Origin of the sequence: Rhizobium aethiopicum (genome assembly GCF_014197535.1) — a bacterium.
Taxonomy (GTDB): domain Bacteria; phylum Pseudomonadota; class Alphaproteobacteria; order Rhizobiales; family Rhizobiaceae; genus Rhizobium; species Rhizobium aethiopicum_A.
In genome coordinates this window covers 145,035-159,320 of the sequence record NZ_JACIFV010000013.1, presented here as the reverse complement: position 1 = coordinate 159,320, position 14,286 = coordinate 145,035, and the positions used below count along the sequence as shown (strand labels likewise).

The following is a 14,286-nucleotide window of genomic DNA, read 5'->3' as shown; positions in this document are numbered from 1 at the left end:
GAATGTTCATTCGCGGCGATCCCTCCGACTCGAGATGTGGTAGCTCCAGTCTCCTCGATCCGCTCCGAATGGACAACCTCCCGAAAGCTCACACCAGAGCGGTTCAGCTTTTCACGGAAACGCGGAACCGCTCTAACCTTTTGGATTTACGCAATTCCGAAACTCAAAACCGCCGTGCACTTTTGCTGGAATTGCTCCGCGGAATTTTTACTGGCTTTCGGGCAGGCCGGCGCCGACACTGTCGCCGACCGAACCGACCGTGTTGTCCATCGACTGGCCGAGCCGTTTCAGCTGCGCATCGTAATTGCGCCGGGTGCGCGGATCGAAGATCGCGATCGGGGTGCTGACGGCGACGCTGACGGCACTTCCGGCGGTCTGGGCAGCCCCCATCGCCACCGCGCCGACGGCCTCGCCGAGACCGACATTGGAATCGGTGATCGTCTGGCCGGCAATCATCCGATCACCGATCAGCTTCACCACTTCGGGGCTTTCGGCGAATTTGCCGTGGTTCAGCCGGTCGCCGCCCTTAAGCTTGGTGAGATCGAGCACGGTGATGCCGGCGGCTTCCAGCTTGCTGCGATAGGGCTCGGCGGAAGGATCAATCTGGCCGAGCCGGTCGACATTGCCGGAGATGCGCCGCGACAGCGCCAGCGCCCGATCATCCCTGGAGACGAAGATGGTGAAATGCGGCTTGTCTTTGCCGAGGCTCATGAACTGACGGCCGAAGACGTCGACATCGAGATCCGGCGAGGCAAGGATGACATTGTTGATCTTCGAAGCGACCTTACCGTTGCGGATCGCCATCTGCCGGAGCGCTTCGACGGTCAGCCAGGTGCCCATCGAATGGGCCATGACCGTGACGTCGCTGACGGCGGGATTGGCGGCGGTGCGGGTGAGCAGCTCTTCCAGCGCATCGCGGGAATAGTTGGTGCTTTCCTTGTCGTAATTATAATCGAAGATGCTGGCGCGCGACGGCCAGGTGAAAACAACCGGCGCGACGTCGGCATGCGAATCATGGACGATCTGCGCGAAGCGGTAGACGGCATCCTCATAGCGATTGTTGAAGCCATGCACGAAGACCAGCACGCGGCGGCTCTTCGGCATATGGCTCTTCAGCCAGCTTTCGCCCGCCCGCTCGCCCTCGAGCGGATCGACGGAGACGGTGACGAAATCACGGAGCGGATCGGCCGGCAGCCGCTTTGGCCATTGCACCTGGCCGACCTTGCGGTTGGCTTCCGGCGGGATCGACACATCGACGGCGTTGACGGCAAGCCCCGTGCCGCGTTCGCCGGAGAAAAGCACGGCCGGATTGTCGTCGGCAGCGCGCGTCGTCGCCACCAGGAGATCGACCTTCGACGTGCCCGGCGGCACGGTGCCGGCCGCCTGCATCACCCCGACTGGCCTCCCACCGCAGCCGGCGAGCACCATCGTTGCAACCAGAAGCGCTGCCAGAGCCGCATGCGAGCCGCGCCATTTGCCGATCATGACCAAACTCCAACCGGTTCACGCGCCGGACGGGCGGCACAGGTTCAAATAGTCCGACGAAGCCTGTCGAGTCAAACCGCGTGCTAGAGCAGCGCCGGCGGTTGGCATGAGGGGAAAAGAAAAGAGCCTGGCGCGGGAGGAGGTGCGCCAGGCTCTTGATCCTGACCGACAACTGGGAGGAGGAGTGTTGTCGGTCCGATGTAAGAGCGCTTGGGAGGAGGAGTGCGCTGCTTACGGAGATAGTGATACCCCATGCATTTGCCCGGGAACAGCGAAATTACCGCAATGCAGCAATGCAGTGAACGCAAGGCTTGCCTTTTAAATGACAGGTCATCGCCTCATTTTGCAGCATCTTTGACCGGGTGGTCAAAATTTGCTGAAAGATGTGGCAATGGCGGCAGCCCCTCATCCGCCCGCCGGCCAGCTCCGCACTGTTCCCGCCCTCACGCCGCCTTGAAGACCTTTCGGCCTTCGGCGTCGAGCGCCGTGAACTCCTCATCCGACAGCGTGATGTCCACCGCCGCGACGTTTTCTTCCAGGTGCCTGACCTTCGACGTCCCGGGGATCGGCAGCATCACCGGGCTGCGCTTCAGCACCCAGGCGAGCGCGATCTGGCTGGGGGCGGCATTGTGCTTTCTGGCGATCGTATCGAGCAGCGAGCCTGATTGGGCGAGATCGCCGGCGGCGAGGGGATACCAGGGGATGAAGCCGATATTGTGCTTGGCGCAATAATCGAGCACGTCCTCGCTGGTGCGATCGACGAGGTTGTAGCGGTTCTGGACGGTGGCGACCTTGAAGTGTTTCGAGGCCGCCTCGATCTCGGCGACGGAGACTTCGCTCAGACCCGCATGGCGGATGAGGCCGGCATCGAGCAGCGATCTGATCGCATCGAATTGTTCCTTGGCCGGCACCTTCGGATCGATGCGGTGAAGCTGCCACAGATCGATCTGCTCGACGCCGAGATTGCGCAGACTCTTATGCGCCTGCTGGATCAGATATTCCGGACGGCCGACCGGCAGCCAGATGTCGGGGCCGTGTCGGGTCAGGCCGCCCTTGGTGGCGACGACGGATCCGGCGCCATAGGGATGCAGCGCCTCCTTGATCAGCCATTCGGAGACATCGGGGCCGTAGGAATCGGCGGTATCGATGAAATTGACGCCAAGCTCCGGCAGGCGCTTCAGCGTCCGGATGGACTCGGCGTGATCATCGGGCTCGCCCCAGATCCCCTTGCCGGTAACGCGCATGGCGCCGAAACCGAGACGGTTGACCTCGATCTCGCCGCCGATCCTGAAGGTGCCTGACTTGGCTGCGTTGTGACTGGACATGATCTTTCCTCTCTTCGTCACTAAAATCGTTCAATGTCGATGAAATGGCCGAAGCCGCCCGCTTCGCCAGCGCGGGGATGCCGGGCTGGCGAGGATGGATCCGGTTCTGAATGTCTGCCGTGTCTGGTGATGCCCGGCATGGTGATGACCCGGCCGCCGCGGCGATATCGGACATGCGGCCGTAGCGACGCTTGCACATATAGGACGACCCCGCTGGGATAACAGGGAGGGGCCGAAAACATCGTCCTTCGACCGGCGCCGCAGCGGTGCGCCGGGATATCGGCCGGGGTGCGTCGAAGCCTGTCGCTTCCGCTTAGCCGTTGCGGCGTTCAGCCGACCGATTCGCCGGAAAAGGCGGCGACTTCGATGTCCGCCTCACGATATCTCGGGCGCTCGCGCGAGAGTTCCAACGGTTTGCGGCGCGAGATCCGGTAGACGGAGGCCGGCGGCAGGTTGCGAACCGTGCCGCCAATGCGAACGGCTTTCAGGCCGAGGCGATCGAGAATCGGCCGCGGCACCGGGCAGCGCGGACCATAGGTAAATTGATAGACCGCCCCGCCCGGGCGCATATAGGTGAAGACGCCGGCAAGAATCGAGGCGATCTTGCGCGGCGACATCGACAGAAGCGGCAGGCCGCTGATGACGGCGCCGACCGGTTCGCCCTCGAAAATATCCGCCTGGGCCAGGTGGGCCGCGTCCATCTGCAATATGCGCGCCGCCGGGAACCGCGCCTGCAGGGCATGGATGAATTCCGGGCCGTATTCGATCAGCGTCAGATCCGTTTCGCTAATGCCGCGGGCAAGCAGCGCCCGGGTGAAGACGCCGGTGCCCGGGCCGAGCTCGATGATCGGCCCATCGAGCGCCGCAATTTCGCTGGTCATGATCCTGGCAAGTGAATCACCCGACGGCGCGATGGCGGCCACCCGAAGCGGATTGCTGATCCAGGAGCGGAAAAAATGCAGGAAATCGGAGCATGCAGCCTTTGCGGTCATGACTGTCCCACCTGTCTGAAATTCAATTGATTATGAATGCGACCATCGCGGCCAGAATGGCAATTCCAAGGCAGAGACGTCAATCGCCCTTGTGAGCCGGCATTTCCCACCTCTTTTCCCACCGGCGTCCGGCATTTTTGCATCAATGGCAGCTATGACATATGGAGCGCCATCGTATGCGGCGACGAAGGGCGGCCGGGAAGCCGCCCCCCCCCCCCCATGGTCTGGTCGCCACCGCAAGGCGCCGTTAATAGTTGCAGCCGGAGCTGCTGGTCGGATTGAAGCCGAGCTTGCAACCCATGTTCAGCGGCTTCTTCGGGTTCATCATATAGGGCGAAGCCATGCCCTTCTGGCTGCGTTCACCGATCGAACCGGTCGTGCCCCTGTCGTGCTGTACGCGGGTCTCGTTCCGGGCAACCGGCTGCTTGACCGAGCCCTGCTCCGTCGCGCTCGACTGGAGGGGAGCCGCTTGTGCTGCGAAGGCGGAAAGGCCGAACATTGCGCCGAACGCCGCCGCCGCCAGGCCGCTCTTGAACGTCGTGGTCATGGTCGTCTCCTTGGGAGGATCAGGTGAATTTACGCCGAGGAGTTAGGAAGCGGATCTGTCACAATCTACCGCATCGCAACAGAGGTCACGAACATGTGAGCGGCGCCCGAAACAGGAAAAAGGTGGCACACGCCGCCTTTTTCATTCGCCGGCTCAATAGCCGTTATCACAGGGCATGCTGCCGGGACCGATCGACCCCGAAAACGTAGGGTTGCACATTGTCGGAGCCGCCGGCCTGTTCACCGGCTGGCGGACGATGGAGCCGGTGGCGCCGGCCTCGACACCGAAAGCGGCAAGCGGATACCAGTAGCCATCGGAATGACGGCGGGTGCCGGGACGCTCCGTTCGAAAGCCTCGATAGCCATGCCAGAAACCCGGACGCGGCTTATATTGCACTGTTGTTACGTAGGAAACATTGGGCGGCCGAACCGTTTGAACGGGAGTGGCCTCAGCTCGGCCGATCGGCGCGAGGGCGAGAAGGGCACTGAGCGCGGTGGCGGAACGGACAATATTGAACATCTTCATGATAAACCCTCCTTCGTGGATTTATCCCGGCAAAATGCCTTTCCCAGCTGCGCGGTTCCGCACGCACGCGCAGCTTCCAAAACTCGTGATTGCAGGCGATTCCGCGTGAGATTTTCGCGAGAAAACGTGAAAAGCCGCGACGGCAAGAATGGCGCGAAGGGGCGCTGGCCAAGAATGCGAATTCTCTGTTCTCAATTCGCATATAATGCCCGATAACCCTGGGCGGACAGGCAAGCGACATATTGGCGATGGGCGGCGCCGCGCGCCGTCGTTTCCGCTTCCAGCGCATCGGCCTCGGCATAGCCGGTCAGCTGCGCGCGCAGATCGTACTGCTTCTTCGCCTCGTCATACATAGCGTTGCCGTCGGTTACGCAGATGCCCTGGGCGACGGCAGGCGGATTGACCGGCACGCCGATGGGTAAAAGCACGGGCGCATTCGCATGGTCGACGCAGCCGGCAAGGGCGGCCATCGTCGCCGCCGCGCCCAAAGCCCGAAAAGTTCCCATCGCCATGCATTCCCCCGGCTGAAGCGCCTCAAACATCGTCAAACTCGCGGATACACGAGCAAGGTTGCGCGAAACTAGGCATGCCGGCAGCAGGCAACCACGCCACCAGCTCCTGGTTTGATCATCTTGCGGACTCATGAGGTACTCCTCACCAAGATCTATATAGCACTGCGGAATCCCGAAATTGGTTGGGGCATTGAAATCATTGCCTATTCCCGCGCCTCGACTTCTCACGAGGCGCGGCGAATTTCGGGATCCCGAAGCGGGGGAATTTCGGATTCCCGAAGTGGCGTTTTTTTTCTTCCTGCCGACCCGCCCGCGTTTGTCTGCGGCAAGCTTGCGGTCCATCTCCGACCACTTGCGGCACCTCTCCGCCTGGCATCGCTGCCAATCGTTCGTTGGCGGCGCGCCTTCATGGTCGCCGACAAAAGTCAGCGTGAACAGGTTGGGATGCGCGACACCGCTGCCCGCCCGGCCGCGGCGAACTTTGATGAGGCCCTTATATTCCAGCTCATCGAGGGCATCGGCCACATATTCACCGGTCACGCCGTAAGAGACGAACTGCGCGTGCGTCACGACTAGCTTGCCATTTTCCAGGGCGGCATGCGCGGTGTGCTCGATGATGATGCGGAAGAAGGCGCGGCTGGCATTCGCGCTCAGCGACGTGAACGCCGCCGATTCCAGCAGCTGAATCGTCAGCCATTGCCAGCGAAGGCTGCTGTCGTTGCTCCCGCTTGGCGGCGCGGTATGTTTGCGCACAAGCGATCGCGTCTTGCCGGCACTGGTTCGGCTCTTGTCGCGAGGATTGAATTCCGCCATCAGCCCCTCGCCTCGGCTGCCGGCACGTCCTTCCCAGAAACGACAGAAGAACGCATTTTTTCAGGCGTGCGGAGGGAAAGACCCACCCAAGCACCCACATCACCAATCACTGCAAAATTCTTCGACATTCAACATTCCATGGTTGCAACGGTGAGCAATCTAGCGTAAGAACGTTTCAAGAACTAGGAAAATAATCTTAGGCGATTTTGATATCATCTGACGACGGGTAATTGCGGCGGAGGCCAGAATGCGAAAGAGCGGCATGAGGGAGAAGGGCTCGATGGTCTACGGCCAGCGGCTGATGGCATTGATTTCAATCTTGCTGGGAAGCGCCGTCCAGGCTTTTCCCTGCGATCAGCCAATCATGATATCGAATTGGTCGCTCTGTGCGATCGCCAATGTGAGCGACGAGGGTGGGCAGGCTGATTGGAAAGCCGTGCCTGCATGGACTCGTCAGAAAGCCATAAGCGCGTATTTCGGAAACGAGCCGCGGATGCTAGCAAACCACGGACTCTGCAACGCCAAGTTTCAACGCGTCGTGCTCTGCCTGCCGGGATGGGACATGGGCGACCCGGATGAGTGCTCCTATCTGATTTGCAGCGGCTATTACTCATCCATGTCCGGGAAGAAAGACCGGGAAGACTTTGAGAAAGAGTTCAACTAGGCGATCTTTCGATACTTTTCGCTTTCCTGCATTGGGATTGAGAATCAAGCGGCGAAAAGAAGCGACTGCCGGAAAATAGGCGAGCCGAATATACCGGTGTTTCACGAGGCAGCTCACTGCTCGATAAAACATCGCGTTCAGGCGGCCACCTCGCCACGCCGAATGAATTGCCTTATGTGAGCAGGCGGCAGAGAATACGCAGTGGAGATCCTGCAAGCATGCAAACCCTATGGAAGAAGCCGGTGACGCTGGCCCTTGAAGGTCCGGATCAGTGGGTGGTTATCCAGACGACCCAGGCCGCCACATGGGCCCTGATCGAAGACTGGCCCACCGAGGAGGGCCCTGCGCTCGACAGAGCGTGTGCGGTTTGCGCCGATGTCATATCTGGGAAACGGAGCCGGGAAGAGGCGCGGCAGGCGTTCATTGAGGCTGCGGTCGAAGCCGGGATTCCTATCAAGGAATGAGCGGCCGCCCCAGCTATTGTGCATGCCTCCAAGCGGGGAAGCGAGGAGCGAAGCGCTGATTGGGGCGGCAGCGATGTCCGACGCCTATAACTTTGCTGATGCATGTGGGAAAGAATGGCGCACCCGAAGAGATTCGAACTCCTGACCCCCAGATTCGTAGTCTGGTGCTCTATCCAGCTGAGCTACGGGTGCGTGGCAGAAGCGGCGGTGCCGCTTGCGTGGGCGATCCTCTAAATGGTCCTTTCGGACATTGCAAGAGCATTTCTGAAAAAATCACGTCTTTGCCTGGTTGCGGCCGCGCCGGCTGAAATTCCGTCACTTCTCGCCGTGCGTCCGGTTGCGGTAATCGTCCAGCGAAACCGGGCGATCGGGAATCTCAATGCGGAACTGGGTGCCTACCGTCGGCTTTTCCACCAGTGCGATCGTGCCGCCATGGGCGAGCACCAGTTCACGGGCGATGGTCAGGCCGAGGCCGGTGCCGCCGGAGCGGGCCGAGCCGCGAAAGGCGGCAAAGAGGTTCTGGCGCGCCTTCAGCGGCATGCCGGGGCCGGTATCGTCCACAGTGATGCTGACGACGCTGCCGACACGCTGGGCGGAGACGGTGATGCGCCTGATGGCGCCGGGGCCGCCCTCGCCCGGCGAAGTCAGCGCCTGCAGGGCGTTGCGGCAGAGATTGTGAATAACCCGGAAAAGCTGCTCGCCGTCGGCATCGACTTCGAGATCGGCAGCGAACTGTTCGACAAACTCGATGCCGCTGTGCGGATCGATCGCCAGCATATCCTTGACGTCCTGAGTCAGTCCCAGCAGCCGAACATGGCGGCGGCGGGGCGCCGATTCGCTCGCCTTGCCGTAAGACAGCACCTCCGTCGTATAACCGACCGCGCGGTCGATGGTGCGCAGCAGCTTCGGCGCGAAGCTCTTGACCATCGGATCGTCGACATCGACGAGCCGGTCCGACATCAGTTGCGCGGAAGCCAGGATATTGCGCATGTCGTGATTGATCTTGGAAACGGCGAGGCCAAGAGCGGCAAGATTCTTCTGCTGCTTCAGCGTCTTCTGCAGCTCCATCTGCATCGAGGTGAGATTGCGGCCGGCCACCGCCAGCTCGTCACGGCCGCCGTCACCGATATAGATATGGGCCGGGTTCTCGGGATCGGAAGAGAATTGCTGCATGCTGCCGGTCAGCCGGCGAATCGGGCCGATCAGAATACGGTTGATCGCAAAGAAGATCAGCGTCGCCGTGAACAGCGAGATCAGTACCGAAAGCAGCAGCACGTTGCGGGAATAGGCGAACATCGCCGTGCGCAGCGGCCGATCCTTCATCACAACCTCGACGCCGACCTTGTTTTCACCGACCGGGCCGTAGACGCGGATCATCCTGCTGCCGCCGAAAATCAAGGTGTCGAGAGCGTCGCGGATCGCCGTCAGCGGCGGCACGTCGGTGAGGTCGTAGGATTCGTCGACGGAGGTCGGCATGTCGGTCGTCGCCAGCAGCCGCGACGTGCCTTCCTTGCGCAGCACGATCGCCTTGGTGCCGGTCGCTTCCAGCGTCTCCTTCTGCAGGGCGCGCGGCAGCTCGATCGGCTGCAGCCCGTCGATGACGATGGCGGCGGCGGCGGCCGTGTTCAGCCTGTCCTGCAGCCAGCGCATCCGCATGCTGGCGACCGAGGGAAAGAAAATCAGGATCTCGGCGAGCATAATGAAGACGACGGTGAGCCAGAGCAGCTTGCCCGAAAGCCCGCCGAACAAGCCGGACGGGCACCGCCCCTTGGCAGCCTCGCCGGCCGCCGGGATGTCAGCCGAAGGATCTTTGCCCTGGTCTCGAACCGGCATGGTCATCTCGCCCGATCGGCAGCGCTCGCCGCCCTCACCGTTGGGTTCATATATTAGACCAAGATGCTCCGCTTTCAAATCTTTGCGAGCAGCGTCACCTCGTCACAACAAAACGTGCGGAGTGAAGCCCCCTCCCCAACCCCTCCCTACAAGGGGAGGGACTAATTTGCGGCACCCGCGCAGCAAATAGCAGCCTTTCCGCGGATGAATCGGCGAAGTGGGAGGCGCCGGTGCTACAGGTTAAGCCCCTCCCCCTTGTGGGGAGGGTTTTGGGCGGGGTCGTTGCCCGGCGCGGACCGGGCAGAACTAACGCCGCCCGGAGGCGGCGTTAAAAGGCGCCTGATCAGTGACGATCAGAACTCTTCCCAGCTCTGCTCGGCTGCGGCCGCATTGCCGCCGCCGAAGGCGCGGGTGACCTTGGCGATCGCCCGGCGGGCGGGCGAGGCGACCGGCTGCCTGTGCGGCTCGTTGCGCACAAGCGCCACGGGCGCCACCGCATCCGAAAGCCTGAATCGGGCGATGAGATGCACCAGCCCGTTGGCTTCGGCCGAGAGCCGGTGCGTGGCGGCGGAGGTTTCCTCCACCATCGCGGCATTCTGCTGGGTCACCTGATCCATCTGGTTGACGGCGGTGTTGACCTCCTTGAGGCCAGTCGACTGTTCGACTGCGGCCGTGGCGATCGAATGGATATGGTCGTTGATGGCGATGACGCGGGTGCCGATTTCCGACAACGCCTCACCGGTCGCCTGGACGAGCTTGACGCCGACCTGGACCTCGTCGCCAGACTTGGTGATCAGCGCCTTGATGTCCTTGGCGGCCGTCGCCGAACGCTGGGCGAGTTCACGCACTTCCTGCGCGACCACTGCGAAACCCTTGCCGGCCTCGCCGGCGCGGGCGGCTTCGACGCCGGCATTCAGCGCCAGGAGGTTGGTCTGGAAGGCTATCTCATCGATGACGTTGATGATCTGGCTGATTTCGCGCGAGGCCTGCTCAATGCGGCCCATGGCCTCGACGGCGTTGCGGACGACGACGCCGGAGCGGCCGGCATTTTCCTTCGCTTCGGACACCATGACGGTTGCTTCATGCGCCCGCACGGTGGAATTCTGGACGACGGCGGTGATCTCGTCGAGCGCCGCCGAGGTTTGTTCGAGCGCTGCCGCCTGCTGCTCCGTGCGCTTCGACAGGTCGTCGCTGGCATTGCGCAGCTCTGATGTGTTGCCGTTCATCGCTTCGGTCGTCTCGCGCACTTCGCGCATCGTCGCCTGCAGCGTTACGAAGCTGTTGTTGACGTTCTGCTGCAGCTCGGCGAAGGCGCCCTGGAAATTGCCGTTCATCGTCTGGGTCAGGTCGCCTTCGGCAAGGCTTGCGATGACGCGGCGGGTCTCGCCGATGCCGGCATCGACGCTCGACAGCAGCGTGTTGATATTGCCGGCGAACTGATTGAGGTTCTCGTCCTGATAGTCCTTGTCGATGCGGTGGCTGAAATCGCCGGCCGCAGCCGCGGCCACGACGACGGACATGCTCGACTGCAGATCGTCGCTCTTGGCGCGCATCGCCGCCTCCTGAGCGTTCAGGCGCTTGACGGCAAGGCCGTTCTCCTTGAAAACCGCCACCGCGGCGGCCATCTCGCCGATTTCGTCCTTGCGGCCAGCAAAGGGAACCTCGGCGTCGAAATTGCCATTGGCGACCTCCTTGATTGCGTGGGTGACACGCTTGATCGGGCGGCTCAGATGGCTGGTGCCGATATAAAAGCCCATGCCGATGCCAACCGCGATGCCGATGCCGGTAATGCCGAGCACGAGCGTCAGGATCCAAGAGCGGAAACTTTCGATCCCGGCGTTAACGGCCTCGAGCGCTGCCTTGTCGGTAGCGACGACCGCGTCGATTTCAGCCTGGAAGGCCTTGCGATTGGCGCGATTGGCCTCATTGTTGCCCTGCTGGCTGGCGGCCTCGGGCCCGACTTCGGTGCCGAGGCGGGCCGTTTCCGTGCGGAAGGTGCGGAATTCGGCGGCGCGGGAGACGAGCTTGGCGAAGTCGGCCTTCTCGTTTTCGGGAACGAGCGGCGCCCAGCCGGCAATGACCTTGTCGATCTCATCCAGCGCGGCCGTAAGACCCTTGGCGAAATTCGGCGTATCCTTGATCGTCTTGGCCGCATAGATGCCGCGCGATTCCATGACGACCGCGGTAACGAAACGGTTGAGGCGCTCGCCGGCATAGGCGCGGGCGGCGGCCTGCTCGTAGGCCGTGAGGTTACGGCTGTATTCGCGCATGGCCGACAACGCCGTTGCGCCGATCAGAAGCGCCACCGCGCCCATCACGCACACCAGCAAATTAATTTTCCCGCGGATCTTCAATGCAGTGCCTCCTAGCTACCCCAAACTGCCTGGAAAGCAAATTCCCAGCCGGTGATCCGACTATCGGCGAAATTCCTTAAAGTTGGATTTCTAATATTTACGATTATGACCACTAAGAAATAGCCATGCCGGCGTCCGTCCGAGGCGCAAGTCGCTGAAAATCAGAGCTTTTCATCGCGGCGGCGACAAAGTACAACCTCCTGGAGCAAAGCGGGGCACGTTAACACTTGTGTGCGAAAATCGCGCGCCGGTCAGCATTGCCAGTGAATTGATCTGGTATAATTGACTTTGGCGGCCTTCATCCGTATAAGCCGCCGCACGTCCGGTCACCTAAGGCCTTCATGGCCCGCCCGTTCGAAAAACAACGCTCCTTGCATCATGCAAATTCAAGAAGGGCCGCACTCCGCGGTGTTTAAATAAATGAAGCGTACCTACCAACCATCCAAGCTTGTTCGCAAGCGTCGCCACGGCTTCCGTGCGCGCATGTCCACGAAGGGTGGCCGCAAGGTCATCGCTGCCCGCCGCGCGCAGGGCCGCAAGCGTCTCTCGGCTTAAGGCCGGGTTGCCCGATAAGAGATGGCGGGCGAATTGACGACCAGTGAGAAGAAACACGCTGTCGGGCGGCTGAAGAGCCGCCCGCAGTTTCTTGCCGTGCGCGAGGGCGAAAAACGCCGGGGAGGACTCTTCCTTCTCGAAATCCTCGACCGGAAGGAGCCCGACAGCCAGGCGCGTGTCGGTTTTACAGTCACCAAAAAACATGGCAACGCTGTCGAGCGGAACCGCATGCGCCGCCGCCTGAAAGAGGCGGTGCGGCTTCATGCGGGGTTTGCAATGCAGCCCGGACACGACTATGTGGTTGTCGCGCGCAGGGACGTGCTTGACGCGTCCTTCCAGGAATTGGCCGCGGAATTGAAATCCCGCGTGGAAACCAGGCCGAAACACCGGCGCCCCGGAGACGGACGCCCCAGGAACCTATGATGGAAAACAACCGCAATTATTTCATTGCGATCGCTCTCTCGGTGCTGATCGTCCTCGGCTGGCAGTTTCTCTATATGAATCCGCGCATCGAAGCCCAGCGCAAGACGCAGGAAGCCCAGAAGGCGCAACAGCAGACCGAGCAGACGCAGCAGCCCGCGGCAGGCGGCCAGGCGCCTGCCCAGACGACCGGCGCGGCCCCGTCCGGCCAGGCGGCCGCGACGGCGACCCGCGAGCAGGCGCTCGAAAAGACCCCGCGCATCGCCATCGATACTGCTGCGCTTTCCGGCTCGATCAACCTTGCCGGCGCCCGGCTCGACGACCTGAAGCTCAAGGGCTATCACGAGACCGTCGACGACTCGAGCCCGACCATCACGCTGTTCAGCCCGGCGGAAACCAAGGATGGTTACTTCACCGAGCTCGGCTATATCGGCAGCGACGCGACCGGTGCGGTTCCCGGTCCCTCGACGCTGTGGACGGCGCCTGAAGGCGCCAAGCTCACCGAGAAGACGCCGGTGACGCTTTCCTATACCAATGACAAGGGCCTGACCTTCACCCGCACGATTTCCGTCGACGAGCGCTACATGTTTACCGTCGCCGACAAGGTTCAGAATTCGGGCCAGGCTCCTGCCTCGCTTTCCTCCTACGGCCGCGTGACCCGTTACAACAAGCCGACGACCCCCTCCGTCTACGTGCTGCACGAAGGTTTTATCGGCGTCATCGGCGACGACGGCCTGATCGAAACCAAATATAGCGCCGTCGAGAAGGAAGCTGTGGCCCCGGCGAAATCCACCGGCGGCTGGCTCGGCATCACCGACAAATACTGGGCGGCGACGATCGTTCCGCCGCAGACGTCAGCCTATGAGGCGCACTTCTCGTATTTTTCCGACGGTCAGCCGCGCTATCAGGCCGACTATAAGGACGATGCCTTCACCGTTGCGCCTGGCCAGTCGGTCGAGCTCAAGAACCTCGTCTTTGCCGGCGCCAAGGAAGTGCCCGTCATCGACGGCTACGAGGCCTCCTATTCGATCCCGAAGTTTGACCGGCTGATCGACTGGGGCTGGTTCTATTTCATCACCAAGCCGATGTTCAAGCTGATGGACTTCTTCTATCGCTTCTTCGGCAATTTCGGCGTGGCGATCCTCTGCACCACGATCGTCGTCAAGGCGCTGTTCTTCCCGCTCGCCAGCAAGCAGTACGCCTCGATGGCGAACATGAAGCGCATGCAGCCGAAGATGGAGGAGCTGAAGGCGAAATTCGGCGACGACCGCATGGCGCTGCAGCAGGCGACGATGCAGCTCTACAAGGACGAGAAGATCAACCCAATCGCCGGCTGCTGGCCGGTGGCGCTGCAGATCCCGATCTTTTTCTCGCTCTACAAGGTGATCTACATCACCATCGAGATGCGGCACGCGCCTTTCTTCGGCTGGATCAAGGACCTTTCAGCGCCCGATCCGACGACGATCGTCAATCTGTTCGGCCTGCTGCCCTTCGAAGCGCCGACCTTCCTGCATCTTGGCGTCTGGCCGCTGATCATGGGCGTCACCATGTTCCTGCAGATGCGCATGAACCCGACGCCGCCCGATCCGACGCAGGCGATGATCTTCAACTGGATGCCGCTGGTGTTCATGTTCATGCTGGCAAGCTTCCCGGCCGGCCTCGTCATCTACTGGGCCTGGAACAACACGCTTTCGGTGATCCAGCAGTCGGTGATCATGAAGCGCCACGGCGTGAAGATCGAACTCTTCGACAATCTGAAGGGTCTGTTCCGACGAAAGACGGCGCCGTCGAAATGAT

Annotated in this window: 14 protein-coding genes, 1 tRNA gene and 1 pseudogene; 5 read left to right on the top strand and 11 right to left on the bottom strand. The window is 61.7% G+C overall.

What is annotated here, in order from left to right; translation table 11 throughout:
* Positions 1-207 precede the first annotated feature (207 nt).
* From GGD53_RS18640 to GGD53_RS32170, 8 genes and pseudogenes are all read right to left on the bottom strand, one after another.
* Positions 208-1,485 (bottom strand): alpha/beta hydrolase, encoded by a 1,278-nt coding sequence (locus GGD53_RS18640; RefSeq protein ID WP_184458201.1) that lies wholly within the window; start codon positions 1,483-1,485, stop codon positions 208-210.
* A gap of 443 nt (positions 1,486-1,928) precedes the next feature.
* Positions 1,929-2,810 (bottom strand): aldo/keto reductase, encoded by an 882-nt coding sequence (locus GGD53_RS18635; RefSeq protein ID WP_184458199.1) that lies wholly within the window; start codon positions 2,808-2,810, stop codon positions 1,929-1,931.
* Between the two features lie 329 nt (positions 2,811-3,139).
* Positions 3,140-3,802, bottom strand: coding sequence for a class I SAM-dependent methyltransferase (locus tag GGD53_RS18630; protein WP_184458197.1), 663 nt, complete (start codon positions 3,800-3,802; stop codon positions 3,140-3,142).
* 247 nt (positions 3,803-4,049) lie between these two features.
* Entirely contained in the window at positions 4,050-4,349 is a 300-nt protein-coding gene (locus GGD53_RS18625; RefSeq protein WP_184458196.1) for a hypothetical protein, read from the bottom strand.
* A 153-nt stretch (positions 4,350-4,502) separates the two neighbouring features.
* Entirely contained in the window at positions 4,503-4,874 is a 372-nt protein-coding gene (locus GGD53_RS18620; protein ID WP_184458194.1) for a cell surface protein, read from the bottom strand.
* 191 nt (positions 4,875-5,065) lie between these two features.
* Positions 5,066-5,386: a hypothetical protein gene (locus GGD53_RS18615; RefSeq protein WP_184458192.1), complete on the bottom strand. Its 321-nt coding sequence runs from the start codon at positions 5,384-5,386 to the stop codon at positions 5,066-5,068.
* A gap of 224 nt (positions 5,387-5,610) precedes the next feature.
* A pseudogene (locus GGD53_RS32285) lies at positions 5,611-6,199 on the bottom strand (hypothetical protein).
* Positions 6,199-6,327, bottom strand: a complete 129-nt coding sequence (locus GGD53_RS32170; RefSeq protein WP_281413919.1) for a hypothetical protein — start codon at positions 6,325-6,327, stop codon at positions 6,199-6,201. The pseudogene GGD53_RS32285 and the gene GGD53_RS32170 overlap by 1 nt, the downstream one beginning before the upstream one ends.
* A gap of 119 nt (positions 6,328-6,446) precedes the next feature.
* On the opposite strand from GGD53_RS32170, the gene GGD53_RS18605 reads away from it, so the two are divergent.
* Together GGD53_RS18605 and GGD53_RS18600 are read left to right on the top strand one after the other, a co-directional pair.
* Complete coding sequence (locus tag GGD53_RS18605) at positions 6,447-6,863, top strand: hypothetical protein (RefSeq protein WP_184458190.1); 417 nt, start codon at positions 6,447-6,449, stop codon at positions 6,861-6,863.
* Positions 6,864-7,081: 218 nt separating this feature from the next.
* Complete coding sequence (locus GGD53_RS18600) at positions 7,082-7,327, top strand: DUF982 domain-containing protein (RefSeq protein WP_184458189.1); 246 nt, start codon at positions 7,082-7,084, stop codon at positions 7,325-7,327.
* 115 nt (positions 7,328-7,442) lie between these two features.
* Here the strand turns inward: GGD53_RS18600 and GGD53_RS18595 are convergent.
* From GGD53_RS18595 to GGD53_RS18585, 3 genes are all read right to left on the bottom strand, one after another.
* Positions 7,443-7,519, bottom strand: a tRNA-Arg gene (locus tag GGD53_RS18595).
* 123 nt (positions 7,520-7,642) lie between these two features.
* Entirely contained in the window at positions 7,643-9,160 is a 1,518-nt protein-coding gene (locus GGD53_RS18590; RefSeq protein ID WP_184458187.1) for an ATP-binding protein, read from the bottom strand.
* Positions 9,161-9,513: 353 nt separating this feature from the next.
* Positions 9,514-11,514, bottom strand: coding sequence for a methyl-accepting chemotaxis protein (locus GGD53_RS18585; protein WP_184458185.1), 2,001 nt, complete (start codon positions 11,512-11,514; stop codon positions 9,514-9,516).
* Between the two features lie 420 nt (positions 11,515-11,934).
* Between GGD53_RS18585 and rpmH the strand changes: the two genes are divergently transcribed.
* Genes rpmH through yidC form a run of 3 tightly spaced genes read left to right on the top strand, consistent with a single transcriptional unit; the run spans position 11,935 to position 14,285 of the window.
* Positions 11,935-12,069 carry a 50S ribosomal protein L34 gene (gene rpmH / locus GGD53_RS18580; protein ID WP_008524438.1) on the top strand — a complete coding sequence of 45 codons (135 nt, stop codon included), beginning with the start codon at positions 11,935-11,937 and terminating at the stop codon, positions 12,067-12,069.
* Between the two features lie 21 nt (positions 12,070-12,090).
* Entirely contained in the window at positions 12,091-12,492 is a 402-nt protein-coding gene (gene rnpA / locus GGD53_RS18575) for a ribonuclease P protein component (protein ID WP_184458183.1), read from the top strand.
* Entirely contained in the window at positions 12,492-14,285 is a 1,794-nt protein-coding gene (yidC, locus tag GGD53_RS18570) for a membrane protein insertase YidC (RefSeq protein ID WP_184458220.1), read from the top strand. Before rnpA ends, yidC begins: the two co-directional genes overlap by 1 nt.
* Position 14,286: the final 1 nt, after the last annotated feature.

Coding starts and splice junctions, on each gene's coding strand:
- GGD53_RS18640 (WP_184458201.1), bottom strand. CDS start 1,485: ATGATCGGCAAATGGCGCGGCTCGCATGCGGCTCTGGCAGCGCTTCTG.
- GGD53_RS18635 (WP_184458199.1), bottom strand. CDS start 2,810: ATGTCCAGTCACAACGCAGCCAAGTCAGGCACCTTCAGGATCGGCGGC.
- GGD53_RS18630 (WP_184458197.1), bottom strand. CDS start 3,802: ATGACCGCAAAGGCTGCATGCTCCGATTTCCTGCATTTTTTCCGCTCC.
- GGD53_RS18625 (WP_184458196.1), bottom strand. CDS start 4,349: ATGACCACGACGTTCAAGAGCGGCCTGGCGGCGGCGGCGTTCGGCGCA.
- GGD53_RS18620 (WP_184458194.1), bottom strand. CDS start 4,874: ATGAAGATGTTCAATATTGTCCGTTCCGCCACCGCGCTCAGTGCCCTT.
- GGD53_RS18615 (WP_184458192.1), bottom strand. CDS start 5,386: ATGGCGATGGGAACTTTTCGGGCTTTGGGCGCGGCGGCGACGATGGCC.
- GGD53_RS32170 (WP_281413919.1), bottom strand. CDS start 6,327: ATGTCGAAGAATTTTGCAGTGATTGGTGATGTGGGTGCTTGGGTGGGT.
- GGD53_RS18605 (WP_184458190.1), top strand. CDS start 6,447: ATGCGAAAGAGCGGCATGAGGGAGAAGGGCTCGATGGTCTACGGCCAG.
- GGD53_RS18600 (WP_184458189.1), top strand. CDS start 7,082: ATGCAAACCCTATGGAAGAAGCCGGTGACGCTGGCCCTTGAAGGTCCG.
- GGD53_RS18590 (WP_184458187.1), bottom strand. CDS start 9,160: ATGCCGGTTCGAGACCAGGGCAAAGATCCTTCGGCTGACATCCCGGCG.
- rpmH (WP_008524438.1), top strand. CDS start 11,935: ATGAAGCGTACCTACCAACCATCCAAGCTTGTTCGCAAGCGTCGCCAC.
- rnpA (WP_184458183.1), top strand. CDS start 12,091: ATGGCGGGCGAATTGACGACCAGTGAGAAGAAACACGCTGTCGGGCGG.
- yidC (WP_184458220.1), top strand. CDS start 12,492: ATGGAAAACAACCGCAATTATTTCATTGCGATCGCTCTCTCGGTGCTG.